The organism is Microbispora sp. NPDC049125, from assembly GCF_040802045.1.
In the GTDB taxonomy this organism is placed as follows: domain Bacteria; phylum Actinomycetota; class Actinomycetes; order Streptosporangiales; family Streptosporangiaceae; genus Microbispora.
On record NZ_JBEZDW010000001.1, the window covers coordinates 432,393 to 446,191 of the forward strand.

Genomic DNA, 13,799 nt, shown 5'->3' on the forward strand with positions numbered 1-13,799 from the left:
TGCGTCGGTTCCGGACGTTCGTCAAGCCCGCCGTGCCCTCGCGACCTTCGCTGCCCGCTTGGCGGCCGCGATGTCCGCGGCCACCCGGACGAACGACGCCACGGCCCGCGACCGGGCGTCTTGCGGCCAGGCCACCACCAGGGTGGTCGGCGGGGCGTCGGCGACCGGAACGCATACCAGGTCGTGACGCAGGTGCGGGCGGACGGACTCGGGCACCACGGCGACCGCCCGGCCAAGGGCGATGAGCTGCCCCAAGTGCCCGATGTCTTGCACCAGCGGGCCGTCGCCCTGTGGCCTCTGCGGCCACCTGGGCATCCGCTCACCATTCAGGCACCCCAAGGTCACGGATGACCGCCCGGCCAGCCGGTGCCCCCGGGCCAGGACGACCACCTGGTCCTCCACGAGGAGCTCCTCGACGGCGAGTCCGCTGAAGTCCTCCCCCGGGCCGTGGAGGAGGGCGACGTCCGCGCGGCCGTCGCGCAGCATCGCCGCGCGTTCGCCGACGGTGCAGACGACCTCGACCGGATGTGCGCCGGGGGCGGACTCGTACGCCGCCAGAATCTCGGGAAGCAGGTCGGCGTCCCCTCCGGGCTTCATCGCCAGGACGAGGCGCGGATCGGGCCGTCCGGCACGCCGTGTCCTGCGGACGGCGGCCGCCGTCGCGGTGAGGACAGCGGTGCCGTCGCGAAGCAGGACGCGGCCCGCCTCAGTGAGGGACACCCCCCGGCTGTCGCGCTCCAGCAGTCGCACTCCGAGACGGCGTTCCAGTTGCTTGATCGCGCGTGATAGCGGGGGTTGCGCGATGCCGAGGCGCCGTGCCGCACGCCCAATGCTCAGCTCCTCGGCGACCGCGACGAAGTAGGCCAGCTCCCGGGTCTCCACTTCGTCCATACCGTCAGGGTATTGCGCGTGACCGGAATGGTCTTGGCCTCCGGCCGGGGGAGGGTGATGGGGTGTACGCATGATCGACCATCACAGGATCGCGCTGGTCACCGGCGCCAACAAGGGAATCGGCTTCGCGGTGGCCCGTGCGCTGGCCGCCGACGGTATGACGGTGCTGCTCGCCGCCCGCGACCCCGGACGGGGAGACGAGGCGACCGCGGCTCTGCGCGCTGAGGGGCTCGACGTACATCGGCTGACTCTCGACGTGTCGGAGCCCGGCAGCGTGAGGGAGGCGGCCGAGCGGGTGGAGACCCGCTTCGGCCGCCTCGATGTGCTCGTCAACAACGCGGGGATATCCGGCGGCGCCTCACAGACGCCCGGCGCCGCCGATCTCGACACGGTGCTGGCCGTCTTCGACACGAACGTCTTCGGCGTGATCAGGGTGACCGACGCCGTGCTGCCCCTGATCCGCCGGTCGTCCCAGGGCCGGGTGGTGAACGTCTCCAGCGGAGTGGGCTCGATGGGCAACATGACCGATCCCGCCCATTACATGTCCCGGTTGCCGGCCCTCGTCGGCTACCCGTCGTCCAAGGCCGCGCTCAACGCGTTGACCGTTCAGTACGCCAAGGAACTGCGGCCGTACGGGATCCTCGTCAACGCCGTGGCTCCCGGCGCCTGTGACACCGACTTCACCAGGGACCTGGGCTACGACCTGACCCGTACGGCGGCCGAGGGGGCCGGGATCGTCGTACAGCTGGCGACCGCCGGCCCGGACGGGCCGACAGGAGGGTTCTTCGACGACGACGGTCCGGTGCGGTGGTGAGCCGCCGGAGTCTCCGGCCGGTCAGCCCCGAAGCACTCAGCCCCGAAGCACTCAGCCCCGAAGCACTCAGCCCGGAAGCACTCAGGCCCGTGACGCTCAGGCTCGCAGCGCCGCGATGAACCACTCGAAGGCGGGCACGGCGGGCGGGAACGGCGGCTCGCCGTTGAGAACGCCGAGCAGCGCCCAGTACCGCTCGACCCGCCGGTCGGTGAACCTCTCCACCGCGTCGGCGAGCCGTACGCGCTCGGCGGCGGGCAGATCGGGGCCGACCAGCCGGTCCAGGATCTCCCTGCCCTCGGCCGAGTCCGGGGAGATTCCCGCGGCCAGCGCGGCTCCGGCCTGCTCCTGGACGGCCCGTGGGTCGTGCGGCATCGGGGACGGATCCGGCTCGCCGGTCGTCATCTGGCGCACACGCTGCCGGAAACCCGGATCGCCGACCAGCTCGGCCAGCTCCATCCACGCGTCGACCTGCTCGGCGGGGGGGTCGTCGGGAAGCTCGGCGGGCAGCCGGCGCATGGCCTGAGCGATGCCGGCACCTGGAGCCCCTGGGTCGGTGCCGGCTAAGACCTCGTCCACGAAGTCGTCGATCACGCCCTGCCGCTCACGTGCCGACAGGCGGGCGAACTCGTGCATCAATCTCATCTCCTCGATCGAGCTCTCGCGTTCCGCGACCGACCGCAAGACCGCGCGCCGCGTCCGGAGGATCCGGATCTCCGCGTCCAGGGCTGACGCGTGGGCCCTCGCCACCTCGGCCAGCCCGGTCTGCCTGGTGAGGACCCGCTGCACGGTCGCCAGGTCGAGCCCCAGCTCGCGCAGCGTCCTCACCAGGTCCAGCCGGGCCACGGCCTCGGCGTCGTAGAGCCGGTAACCCCCCGCCGACCGGTCGGTCGGCGGGATCACCCCTATGTCGGACCAGAACCGGATGGTCCTGACCGGCACACCGGTGCGGCGCGCCAGTTGCCCGATGGTGAGCGGCTCAGTGCGGTCGTTCACATCGACAGTCTCGACCTTCCAGCCGCTGGAGACTCAAACCGGTTTTCCAGGCGGCGGGCACGACCTAGTGCCACCCGGGCTTGATGAGGCCGGACTCGTAGGCGACGACGACGAGCTGGGCGCGGTCGCGGGCGTGCAGCTTGGCCATGATCCGGCTGACGTGGGTCTTGGCCGTCGCGGGAGACATGAACAGCTCGCCCGCCACCTCGTCGTTGCTCATGCCGGTGCCGACGAGTGCCAGCACCTCCCGCTCCCTGTCGGTCAGCAGGTCGAGGCCGGTGGTGACGCCCGGCTCCTTGGCCCTGGCGGCGTACTCCGCGATGAGCCTGCGGGTGACGCCGGGGGACAGCAGGGCGTCGCCGGAGGCCACCACCCGGATGGCCTGGATGAGCTCGGCGGGCTCGGTGTCCTTCACGAGGAAGCCGCTGGCGCCGCCGCGCAGGGCGTCGAAGACGTACTCGTCCAGCTCGAACGTGGTCAGCATGATGATCCTCGTCCCGTCGAGCGTGGCGTCCTCGCCGATGAGGCGGGTGGCCATCAGCCCGTCCATGCCGGGCATGCGGATGTCCATCAGCACGACGTCGGGGCGCATCTCCCCGGCCAGCTGTACGGCTTGCGCGCCGTCGGCCGCCTCGCCGACCACGGTGATGCCGTCCTGTGCGTTGAGCAGGGCGCGGAACCCGGCCCGGACGAGGGCCTGGTCGTCGGCGAGCAGGACAGTGATCACTTGCGCTCCTTCGGAAGGTCGGGCGCGGAAGGGGGCAGGGGAAGGGTGGCCCGCACGCGGAAGCCCCCGCCGGGCAGCGGCCCGGCCGACAGCGATCCGCCGAGCGCCGAGGCGCGCTCACGCATGCCGGGGATGCCGTTGCCGCCGCCGAGGCCGGGCTCCGGGGGGCTCGCGCCCGCGCCGTCGTCCTCCACGGTGATGACCAGCTCGTCGGGGCCGTAATGGGTGGTGACGGTCACCTGGGAGGCGGGCGCGTGGCGGGAGACGTTGGTGAGCGACTCCTGGACGATCCGGTAGCCGGCCCGGTCGATCCCCGCGGGCAGCGGCCGGACCTCGCCGGTCACCTCCAGCGTCACGGGGACGCCGCTGCGCTCGGCGAGCTCCGGCAGGCGGCTCATCCCGGCGGTGGGGGAGCGGGGCGCGCCTTCCCTGAGCAGGCTCAGCACGCCGCGCATCTCGGTCAGCACGTCCTTGGACGCCTGTTTGATGGTGGTGAGCGCCGTACGGGCCTGCTCCGGATGGTCGTCGAGGAGATGCAGCGCGGTCGACGCCTGGACGTGGATCAGCGAGATGTTGTGCGCGAGGACGTCGTGGAGCTCCTGGGCCATCGTCAGCCGCTCCTCGCTGGCCTGCCTGCGCGACTCCTCCCGCTCCACCCGCTTCCGCTCGGCGAGGCGCTCGCGCCTAGTGCGGTGGAACTCGGCGATGGTGAGGGTGAGCAGCAGGTACGCCGCGATGGCGCTGTGGTGGAACCACCCCTGCGGGTTGGGGATGAGCCACGTGGCGTAGGCCACCATGAACAGGTAGAACGCCCCCGACGCCAGCCAGGCCGTGAGGCGATGGCCGGAGACGACCGCGGCGAAGATCACGACGGCGGGGCTGAGGAACACAGTCCCGTAGGAGTAGTCGAGGGACAGGTAGCCGCACGTCGCGGCCACCGTGACGAGCAGGACGGCGACCGGGTGCCGGCGGCGGACCGCGATCGCGGCGGGCCCCACGAGCAGCAGCGCGTACCCCAGCCAGTCGAGCGGCACCCGTCCGAGTTGCGGGTTCTGGAGCTGGAAGTGCTCGGCGATCCGCGTGGGGACGACCGCGATCAGCGCCACGACGAACGGCAGGACGGGATCGATCCAGTGAAACCATGCAAAACGGGAGCGCACACCGGCACGCTAGGCCATCGCCGCTGATCAGCGCATCCCCCCGGCGCCGCAGGGCCGCGTACGCCAGGCGGAGTACGCGGGCCGAGCGTCCGAATGTGGACATTCCCGCACTGATCCTGACTGTGGTAAGTCATGCTGGACGGATCACCGGATGTGGTGGAGGTCACGCATGAGGAAGCTCGTCGTCGCGTCGCTGGGGTTGGTATCGCTGACGGCCCTCGTCGCCCCACCGGCCAACGCGGACCCGGGGCAGGCGGCCGATCGAGGCGCGAATTCGGGGGGCGCGCGGGAGCCGTACGTCAAGAAGCCGGTCGCCGAGGGGTACGGCGGCGCCGTGGCGACGGTGGACCTCGACGCCAGCAAGGCCGCGCTGAAGGTGCTGGCGAAGGGCGGCAACGCCATGGACGCGGCGGTGGCCGGCGCGGCGACCCTGGGCGTCACCGAGCCCTACTCCGCGGGTCTCGCGGGCGGCGGCTTCCTGGTCTACTACGACGCCCGCACCCATCGGGTGACCAGTATCGACGGCCGGGAGACCGCGCCCCGCGCGATGACCTCGACGGTCTTCGAGGGGATCCCGTTCGCCGACGCGGTGACCAGCGGGCTGTCGGTCGGCGTGCCGGGAAGCGTCGCCCAGTGGGACCTGGCGCTGCGGCGGTTCGGCACGCTGTCGCTCGGGCAGGCCCTGCGGCCGGCGATCGACACGGCGGAGAAGGGCTTCGTCGTCGACCAGACGTTCTACGACCAGACCCAGCAGAACGCGGCCCGCTTCGCGGACTTCACCTCGACCGCCGCCCTCTACCTGCCCGGCGGCCAGCCGCCTGCGGTCGGGTCGGTCTTCCGCAACCCCGCTCTCGCGAAGACCTATCGCGAGCTGGGCAGGCGCGGGCCCGGGTGGCTGTACGGCGGGGAGCTGGGTAAGGAGATCGTCGCCACGGTCAAGAAGCCGCCGGTGACGCCGGGATCCACCCGCGTGGTCCGGCCGGGCCTGATGGAGGTGTCCGACCTCACGGCGTACCGGGCGCTCCAGCGGCAACCGACGAAGGTGACGTACAAGGGCCTCGACGTGTACGGCATGGCGCCGCCCTCGTCGGGAGGATCGACGGTCGGAGAGGCGCTCAACATCCTTGAGGCGCTGCCGGACGTCGGGCTGCACGAGTACCTGGAGGCCTCCCGGCTGGCCTTCGCCGACCGGAACGCGTACGTGGGCGACCCGGCCTATGTGGACGTGCCGCTGGAAGGGCTGCTCTCCGACGCGTTCGGCAAGGAGCGGGCGTGCCTGATCGGGCCCACGACCACGCAGGCGACGGCCGCGCCCGGCTCGCCCGACGGGTCCTACGAACCATGCGCCTCCCCGTCTCCCTCGGCGTCCCCGTCGGCGCCGGCCGTCACCGCGGTCGTGGCGGCGGCCAAGGAGACCGAGGGAAAGCCGGAGACGCAGGAGAAGCCGGAGGGGCCGGAGACCACGCATCTCGTCGTGACGGACAAGTGGGGCGACGTCGCGGCGTACAACATCACCATCGAGCAGACCGGCGGCAGCGGCATCGTCGTGCCGGGCCGGGGCGTCCTGCTCAACAACGAGCTGACCGACTTCACATTCGGCCCCGCGCCGAAGGACCCCAACCTTCCCGCCCCGGGGAAGCGGCCGCGCTCCTCGATGGCGCCCACGATCGTCCTCAAGGACGGCCGGCCGCTGCTCGCCGTCGGCTCGCCGGGAGGCGCGACGATCATCACGACCGTCCTGCAGATCCTGGTCAACCGGCTCGACTTCGGGATGACGCTGCCCGAGGCGATCGCCGCTTCACGGGCCTCGCAGCGCAACACCGGCGCCACCCAGGCGGAGCAGGCGTTCATCGACCGGTACGGCGCGGAGCTGCGGGCCCGCGGCCACACGCTGACGCTCGTCCCGGGACCTCCGGTCGGGGAGATCGGGGCGGCGACCGGTCTGGAGTTCCTCGGCCACGGCAAGGTGCAGGCGGTCGCCGAGCCCACCCGCCGGGGCGGGGGCAGCGCGCTCGTCGTCACCCCCGCCCAGGGGGCGCCGCGATGAGCTCGTAGGCCTCGGGCTTCACCTTGCGGGTCCTCGCCCAGTACTCGAAGGTGAAGCCCGGCCACAGGGATCGGTTCCTGCCGTGCTGGTCCAGGTACCAGCTCGTGCAGCCGCCTTCGCTCCAGACCAGCCGCTCCAGCCGGCGCTGCAGCCGGTCGTTGTACGCGCGCTGGGCCCCCGGCCGTACGTCGAGGGCACGTGCCCGGGTCCGGGAGAGCAGGCGCAGGCACTCCAGGACGTACCGGACCTGCGCCTCGATCATGAAGACGACCGAGCTGTGCCCGAGACCGGTGTTCGGGCCGAGCAGGAAGAACAGGTTGGGGAACCCGGCGGTGCTCACGCCGAGGTAGGCCTCGACCCCGTCGCGCCAGGCGTCCTGGATCTTGATCCCGCCCCTGCCGGTGATCCGCTGGTCGGTGAGTGCGTCGACGACCCTGAACCCGGTGCCGTAGACGATCACGTCGGTCTCGTGCTCCCTGCCGGCCGCGTCGACGATCGAACGCTCCCGGATCTCGGTCACCCTGTCGGTGACCAGCTCGACGTCGTCCCTGGTCAGAGCGGGATAGTAGTCACTCGACAGCAGGATGCGCTTGCAGCCGATCGTGTAGTCGGGGGTGAGCTTGGCGCGCAACTCCGGGTCGGCCACCTGCTTGGCCAGATGCCGCTCCGCCACCTGGCGGTGGACCGCCATCAGGCGGGGATCGATCGCGAAGCCGACGGCCCGGGTCTCCAGCAGCCAGTAGACCGCGCCGCGCAGCGCCCGGGCGGCGCCGGGCACCTGGAGGGCCCGCCTCATGCCCTCGGGGATCGCGACGTCCGGCTTCGGCTGGATCCACGGCGCCGTCCGCTGGAACACCGTGAGCCGTCCGGCCCGCTCCGCGACGGCCGGGACGAACTGGACGGCCGAGGCGCCGGTGCCGATCACCGCCACCCGCTTGCCGGTCAGGTCGCACGAGTGGTCCCACTGGGCGGAGTGGAAGGCGGCGCCGGTGAAGCGGTCGCGGCCGGGGATGTCCGGGAACGACGGCACGTGGAGGGCGCCGACGCCCGACACGACGGCGTTGGTCTCGAACGTCTCGCCGCCCGCCGTGGACACCCGCCAGACGGCCCGTTCGTCGTCGTACTCCAGCTCGCGGACCTCCGTGCCGAGGCGCAGGTGGGGGAGGAGGTCGTACGCCTCGACGCAGGCTCGGAGGTAGTCCCAGATCTCACTCTGAGGGGAGAACAGCCGCGACCAGCCGGGGTTGAGCTCGAACGAGAAGGAGTACAGCGGCGAGGGGACGTCGCAGGCGCATCCGGGATAGGTGTTGTCGCGCCAGGTGCCGCCGAGGTCGCCGGCCTTCTCCAGGATCGTGAAGTCGTGGTAACCCGCGTCCTTCAGCTTGATCGCCATGCAGAGACCGGCGAAGCCGGCGCCGATGATCGTGATTCCCGGGCTGCCCATGCGGCCTCCAATTGGATCTCCGTCCAAGGTAAGGGCGGGTCGCTCAGGCGGTCCAGTGCCTGCCGGGGGGCATCACGAAGCCGCCGACGGGCGCGGTCGCCGGCGGCTGGCAGGTGTGTGTCAGCGGACCAGGAGGTACGCGATCACGACGATCGCCACGACGAGCACCGCGCCCGCGGCGAGCCAAATCGGGAGGCGGGACGTCTGCGGCTCGGAGGTCGCGGCGTCCTGGTTCTGGGCGAACGCCCGGAAGGCCTGGGTATTGCCGGCCGGGTCGATCTGAGGGTCGGACATGGCGCAAACTCTAGCGACACGCGGGGCGGCATGGCCCTGATTTGTCGGATTTTGCCGGGCGTTTGGCTGGCCGTTGCCCCGCCGTCGGCTTCCGCCCCCCAGGTCTCGGTTACGTGACCGGCGGGGGCGGCGGATAGCGTTGGAGGCATGCTCCGCACCCTGTTCGCCCCCCGGCTGGTGGCTCTCCACCTGCTGGTGATCGGGGTGCTCGTGTCGTTCACGATTCTGGGCCGCTGGCAGCTCGGCGTCTTCGAGTCCTCGGGCAAGCCCCGGCTCGCCGCCGACCCCGCGCCGGTGGCCGTGAGCCGGCTGAGCCAGGTCGGGGAGTACATGCCCGGCGACGTGGTGGGCAGGCGGGTGACGGCGCAGGGCGCCTACGACGCCGCCGGCCAGCTCCTGGTCGCCGACCGGCTCCCCGACGTCTCCGCCCCCGGCGGCCGCGCCGCCAAGGGCCGCGGCTTCTGGCTGCTCACCCCGCTGCGGCTGGCGGACGGCACGACCGTCTCCGTCGTACGCGGCTGGGTCGCCAGACCGGACGACCCGGCGACCGCCGTGCCGCCGGGCCCCGTCACCGTGACCGGACGGCTCCAGCTGGCCGAGCAGAGCGGCGACGTGCAGCGCTCCGGCCCGCTTCCCCGCGGCCAGGTGTCGAATGTCTCCATCGCCGAGCTCATCAACCTCTGGCCGGACGCGCGGGTGCGGGACGGGTTCGTCGTGGCGACCGAGCAGAGCCCGCCCTCCCAGGCGACGGCGGTCGCCGTCCCGCCGCCGATCGAGGGAGCCGGGTTCAACTGGCGCAACCTCGCCTACGCCGCCCAGTGGTGGATCTTCGCGCTGTTCGCCGTGTTCATGTGGTTCCACTTCGTCCGCGACGCCGTACGCGCCGAGCGGGCGGGGGAGCGGCGGCCGGCCGCGCCGGTGGGGACGACGTGAGCCACCCGCCGTACACCGCCCGGGGGGCCGGAGGCCGGCCCCGATATCGTGTGATGACCGTTTCCCCAGCAGAGGTAATGATCGACGTGGAATCCGCGCTCAAGTTCTACCGCGTCATGGCGTACATCGTCGGCGTGATGCTGCTCGTGCTCTGCGCCGCGATGGTCGTCAAGTACGGCTTCGGCAGCGGCACGATGGTCGCCGTCGTGGGGCCGATCCACGGCTTCCTCTACATGGTCTACCTGGCGGCCGCTCTCAACCTGGGGCTGAAGACCCGGTGGCCGGTCGGCTATCTGCTCCTGGTGCTGATCGCCGGGACGATCCCGTTCCTGTCGTTCGTCCTGGAGCGGAGCGTCACCGACCGCGTCCGGCACCAGATCGCGGCCGCCTCCGCCTGAGAGGCGGGACGCGCGGGACGCGTCCCGCGCGTCCTCTGGAGAGATCAGGAGCCGATCTGGCGGCGGCGGATCCGGCGCAGCCGCGCGCGCTGCGACTCGTCGAGCATGAAGTAGGCGACGACCGGTGCGCCCAGCACGCCGAGCGCGACCAGCCAGCCGAGGAGCGCGGGCCCCGGGAGAAACAACAAGGCGAGCACGGCTACGATCGCCGCGCCCACGTAGTACTTGCCGAGTGGCGACATCGTCGGGCCTTTCCTGTCGGGGCCCCCTTGCGGGACCACGGCGACACGTCCGCGTGGAGGACCCACGCGATACATCTTCAGTCTGCGTCGCCAGGAGAACGCGCACGCGCGCGCCCGAGTTCCAGTTCCGTATGTCACCGGCCGCCATGGTCGCCATGGGAGACCGGCGTGATCGCGGAAGGCGCGGCCGCAGCCTCTACGATGGAGGCGGCCGGGGGTGTGCCTGAGTCGGGGATTGCGGGCGGGACCGCGGCGCCCGCACCGGCGGGAAGAAGGGCCGATGGCGGAGGGGGACCCTGAGGGTGGCCGCACCGCGATCGGGCGGGCCCTGGCCCTCCTCGGTGATCGCTGGGTGCTGCTGATCCTCCATCGCGCGTTCGCGCTGCGGATCCGCACGTACGCCGGCTTCCGCAAGTCGCTGCCCATCTCGGAGTCGGTCCTCGCCGGCCGTCTCAAGGAGATGGTCGCGCACGGCATCTTCACGCTCACGCCGTACCACGCCGGCCGGACGCGGTACGAATACCGGCTCACCGGCCGCGGAATCGGCCTGTGGTCGCTGCTCGTGGCGATCTACTCGTGGGAGCGGGCCTGGAGCGCCGACTCGTTCCCGGTGCTCGTCCACGACCTGTGCGGCCAGGAGACGAGGCCGTACCTGGCGTGCGGGCGGTGCGGCGAGCCGATGAGCGCCCGCGACTCCTCCATGGTCCCCGGTCCGGACGCCACGTTCGCCGGCGCGGGGCCGCCCCGGCAGCACCGCCGCACCGCGCGGGCCGACGGCGACCGCGGTGACGGCTTCGGCTCCTACCCCGACTCGATGGAGATCCTGGGTGACCGGTGGAGCACGACCGTGCTCGCCGCCGCCTTCCTCGGGGCGCGGCGGTTCGTCGACTTCCAGACGCGGCTCGGCATCGCCCCCTCGGTGCTGACCGACCGGCTGCGCCGGTTCGCCGACCTGGGCGTCTTCCGCCTGGAGTCCGGTGACTACCGGCTCACGGACAAGGGGCTGGCGTTCTTCGCGGTCTTCGCGTTCCTGGTCGACTGGGCGCAGCGGGAGCTCGCGGCGCCGCCGGGCTCGGGGCTGACCATCACCCACCGCCCGTGCGGCGCCGCGCTGTCTCCCGTCCTGCTGTGTACGGCGTGCACCCGGCCGCTGGAGCGGACGCAGATTCACTTCGAGCCGGGCTGAGCCGGCTCCCCGGCCGGGCGGGGGTGTCAGCCGTCGCCCGACTCGGGCTTGCCCATCGCCTTGCGGATCACGTCGCGCGCGCGGTCCATCATGGCGATCGGCGGGCCGAGCAGCAGGTTCTTGGTCGCCGACTCCGTGCCGGGGTGCGGGTGGGTCGGGGCCATGGCCTCGGCGGCCTTGACGCCCACGGCCATGGCGCGGCGCTCCGTCTCGCTGGTCGCCGCCTTGAGCTCCGAGAACTCATAACGCTCCTCGGCGGCGGCGTGGGCGAAGACGGAGGCCCGGAGCCGGCCGAACTCCTGGGCGAACTCGGGTGACGTCGCGTCCATGTCGTCGAGGCGGCTGAGCATCTCCTTCGCCTCTTCCTCCTCCTGGAGGCGGTTGTCGACGATGGTGTCGCCCCCGACCAGCTTCCGGCGCGCGTACGGGTGGACGATCTCCTCCTCCGCCGTCTCATGCACGGCAAGCAGGCGGACAAGCCGGCTGAACGCCTCCTTCCGTTGCTCCCCCTGGCTCCTTTCGACCTCGTCGAACAGCTCCCTGATCAAGGTGTGCTGCCGCAACAGGAGGTCGATCACGTCGCTCTCCCGCATGGTCTCCGGTCGTGTTTTACGGTCCATGGGTCCCCCTTTTCTGGTCATATTCGGGCTACCCGTAACCAGGGTCAGAAACCCTCCACCTGGGCTTTTACCTGTGATGGGCCGCATAGATCGTCACTTGACGGAGCGAAAGGGCCGCTCTTCGCGGGGACGGTCAGGCCGGGGGCTGCCGCTCCTCCAGCCACTTCTCGTGGGCCGCGCTCAGCCGGGCCCACAAACGCGACTTCTCCTCCCGCGTGACGTCGTCGAGCGTGAGCCCGAAGACGTCGGCGAGCGCGGCGAAGTAGTCATCCCGCCGGTCCAGCGTGATCGACCCGTCCGCCGCGGTGGAGACGGGGGCGGCGGTCGCGGTACGGGACTGGCTCGTGGCCGGCCCGGTCGCGGGGCCGGCCGGCGGGCCGGATGTCTCGCCGGGGGACCGGCCGATGCCATGGCCGGCCGAGTCAGGCGAGCCGGGCGCATGATCCGCCGAGTGACCGTTGGAGTGGCCGTTGGAGTGGCCGTTGGAGTGACCGTCGGAGTGACCGTCGGAGTGGCCGTCGGGGGCGCCGGGGGAGAGGCCGGCCGGGAAGGCGGAGCCCACCCGCTTGAGCACCAGCCCGGTCAGCACGTCGACCCCCGCCGCGTCGCGCCGCTGGACGGCCGCCACCTTCACGAACCCGGAGTCGGGAGAGGTCGACAGGTGCTCGTGCTTGGCCGCGAACGCGTCCATCTCCACGGACCCCGGCCTGAAGTCCATTCCCTTGAAGCTGCCTCGCGGGTCGTGCTCGAAGCGCCAGCCGCCGGGCTCGGCCTCCGAGGGGCGCAGGCCGTACCGGAACGGGCCCTGCTCGTGCACGCCCTCGATCAGCGGCAGCGGTTCTTGGATCGCGTCGCCGAGCCCCGCGTCGACGAGCCACGCGCCGCCGGGATTGGCCTCGGACGGCAGGCCGGTGACGGTGAGGGCGAGGTGGTTGCCGGTGGCGCCGACCGGCGAGTCCGGCCCGCCCTGCACGCCGCTGAAGTGCCGGACGACCTGGTAACCGAGCATGCTCAGCAGAAGCGCGAACGCCCCGTTCAGATGGAAGCAGTATCCACCCCGCCCGCGAACGATCCGCTGCCACGACTCGACGGGATCGACCGTGGTGGGCCGGCCCAGCCAGATCTCCAGGTTCTCGTACGGCACACGCCCGACATGGGCGGCCTGGAGGCCGAACAGCTCCTCGACGCTCGGCCCGCCTCCGGCCCGCAGGCCCAGCCGCCGGAGATAGTCCTCAACTCGCACCCCTGTGTTCACGCCGCCACGCTAACCCGTGGCACCGACATTTCCCGGTGCACAGGATCTCCACATATCGGCACGACCTGTCTGCACAGCGGGGTCCTACGCTTCCGTCCATGGTTACCCCTCCGCAGCGGCGTGTCCTTCTGGTCGAGGACGACGAGACGATCGCGAAAGCCGTACGGCTCCGGCTCGTGGCGGAGGGCTTCGACGTGCGCGTCGCGAGCGACGGAGAGGGCGCGCTCGCCGCCTACGCCCAGGCGGAGCCCGACGTCGTCGTCCTCGACCGGCTGCTGCCCGGCCTGGACGGGCTGGAGGTCTGCCGCCGCATGCAGGCGGCCCGGCCGGTGCCGGTGCTCATGCTGACCGCGCTCGGCGAGGAGACCGACGTGCTCGTCGGCCTGGGGGTGGGCGCGGACGACTACATCAGCAAGCCGTTCAGCATGCGGGAGCTGGTGGCCAGGATCCACGCGCTGCTGCGGCGGGTCGAGCGGGCAGGTCAGCTCGCCCACGAGGACACGGTGATCCGCGTGGGCGAGGTCGAGATCAACACGGCGGAGCGCCGGGTGTACGTCCGGGGAGAGGAGGCGCAGCTGACGCGGACCGAGTTCGACCTGCTCAGGCGCCTCGCGGAGCGTCCGGGACAGGTCTTCGAGCGCGAGCGGCTGCTGTCGGACATCTGGGGCTTCTCCGAGGCCGCCGCGACGCGGACCGTGGACAGCCACGTGCGGGCGCTGCGCCGCAAGCTCGGCCCGGAGGTGGTCCGCACGGTCCACGGGGTCGGCTACGCGCTGGTGCGGCCGTGACCGCCGC

The 13,799-nt window shown here is 71.8% G+C and carries 15 protein-coding genes; 6 read left to right on the forward strand and 9 right to left on the reverse strand.

What is annotated here, in order from left to right; genetic code table 11:
* Positions 1-21: 21 nt before the first annotated feature.
* Positions 22-891 (reverse strand): LysR family transcriptional regulator, encoded by an 870-nt coding sequence (locus AB0B72_RS01835; RefSeq protein WP_367736358.1) that lies wholly within the window; start codon positions 889-891, stop codon positions 22-24.
* Between the two features lie 70 nt (positions 892-961).
* Here AB0B72_RS01835 and AB0B72_RS01840 point away from each other — a divergent pair, with 70 nt between their 5' ends.
* The gene (locus AB0B72_RS01840) at positions 962-1,705 is read left to right on the forward strand and encodes an SDR family oxidoreductase (RefSeq protein ID WP_367736359.1); all 744 of its coding nucleotides are present in this window, start codon (positions 962-964) and stop codon (positions 1,703-1,705) included.
* Positions 1,706-1,801: 96 nt separating this feature from the next.
* Here AB0B72_RS01840 and AB0B72_RS01845 read toward each other — a convergent pair whose 3' ends face one another.
* The 3 genes from AB0B72_RS01845 to AB0B72_RS01855 form a co-directional block, all read right to left on the reverse strand.
* Positions 1,802-2,698, reverse strand: coding sequence for a MerR family transcriptional regulator (locus AB0B72_RS01845; RefSeq protein WP_367736360.1), 897 nt, complete (start codon positions 2,696-2,698; stop codon positions 1,802-1,804).
* Between the two features lie 64 nt (positions 2,699-2,762).
* Positions 2,763-3,425: a response regulator gene (locus tag AB0B72_RS01850; protein WP_367736361.1), complete on the reverse strand. Its 663-nt coding sequence runs from the start codon at positions 3,423-3,425 to the stop codon at positions 2,763-2,765.
* Entirely contained in the window at positions 3,422-4,585 is a 1,164-nt protein-coding gene (locus tag AB0B72_RS01855; RefSeq protein WP_367736362.1) for a sensor histidine kinase, read from the reverse strand. Before AB0B72_RS01855 ends, AB0B72_RS01850 begins: the two co-directional genes overlap by 4 nt.
* Positions 4,586-4,754: 169 nt before the next feature.
* On the opposite strand from AB0B72_RS01855, the gene ggt reads away from it, so the two are divergent.
* On the forward strand, positions 4,755-6,632 hold the full coding sequence (ggt, locus tag AB0B72_RS01860) for a gamma-glutamyltransferase (protein WP_367736364.1): 1,878 nt from the start codon (positions 4,755-4,757) through the stop codon (positions 6,630-6,632).
* Here ggt and AB0B72_RS01865 read toward each other — a convergent pair.
* Together AB0B72_RS01865 and AB0B72_RS01870 are read right to left on the reverse strand one after the other, a co-directional pair.
* Positions 6,604-8,076, reverse strand: a complete 1,473-nt coding sequence (locus AB0B72_RS01865) for a flavin-containing monooxygenase (RefSeq protein ID WP_367736365.1) — start codon at positions 8,074-8,076, stop codon at positions 6,604-6,606. The genes ggt and AB0B72_RS01865 overlap by 29 nt on opposite strands.
* Positions 8,077-8,196: 120 nt before the next feature.
* Positions 8,197-8,370, reverse strand: a complete 174-nt coding sequence (locus AB0B72_RS01870; RefSeq protein WP_367736366.1) for a hypothetical protein — start codon at positions 8,368-8,370, stop codon at positions 8,197-8,199.
* Positions 8,371-8,517: 147 nt separating this feature from the next.
* Between AB0B72_RS01870 and AB0B72_RS01875 the strand changes: the two genes are divergently transcribed.
* Together AB0B72_RS01875 and AB0B72_RS01880 are read left to right on the forward strand one after the other, a co-directional pair.
* Positions 8,518-9,303, forward strand: coding sequence for an SURF1 family protein (locus AB0B72_RS01875; protein WP_367736367.1), 786 nt, complete (start codon positions 8,518-8,520; stop codon positions 9,301-9,303).
* Positions 9,304-9,380: 77 nt separating this feature from the next.
* Entirely contained in the window at positions 9,381-9,701 is a 321-nt protein-coding gene (locus AB0B72_RS01880) for a DUF3817 domain-containing protein (protein ID WP_367736368.1), read from the forward strand.
* 44 nt (positions 9,702-9,745) lie between these two features.
* On the opposite strand, the gene AB0B72_RS01885 is transcribed toward AB0B72_RS01880, so the two are convergent.
* On the reverse strand, positions 9,746-9,943 hold the full coding sequence (locus AB0B72_RS01885; RefSeq protein WP_367736369.1) for a hypothetical protein: 198 nt from the start codon (positions 9,941-9,943) through the stop codon (positions 9,746-9,748).
* Positions 9,944-10,223: 280 nt separating this feature from the next.
* Between AB0B72_RS01885 and AB0B72_RS01890 the strand changes: the two genes are divergently transcribed.
* On the forward strand, positions 10,224-11,129 hold the full coding sequence (locus tag AB0B72_RS01890; protein ID WP_367736370.1) for a winged helix-turn-helix transcriptional regulator: 906 nt from the start codon (positions 10,224-10,226) through the stop codon (positions 11,127-11,129).
* A gap of 26 nt (positions 11,130-11,155) precedes the next feature.
* On the opposite strand, the gene AB0B72_RS01895 is transcribed toward AB0B72_RS01890, so the two are convergent.
* The gene (locus tag AB0B72_RS01895; protein ID WP_367736371.1) at positions 11,156-11,749 is read right to left on the reverse strand and encodes a hemerythrin domain-containing protein; all 594 of its coding nucleotides are present in this window, start codon (positions 11,747-11,749) and stop codon (positions 11,156-11,158) included.
* A gap of 133 nt (positions 11,750-11,882) precedes the next feature.
* Complete coding sequence (locus tag AB0B72_RS01900) at positions 11,883-13,004, reverse strand: arylamine N-acetyltransferase (RefSeq protein ID WP_367736372.1); 1,122 nt, start codon at positions 13,002-13,004, stop codon at positions 11,883-11,885.
* 98 nt (positions 13,005-13,102) lie between these two features.
* On the opposite strand from AB0B72_RS01900, the gene AB0B72_RS01905 reads away from it, so the two are divergent.
* Complete coding sequence (locus AB0B72_RS01905) at positions 13,103-13,792, forward strand: response regulator transcription factor (RefSeq protein ID WP_367736373.1); 690 nt, start codon at positions 13,103-13,105, stop codon at positions 13,790-13,792.
* Positions 13,793-13,799 lie beyond the last annotated feature (7 nt).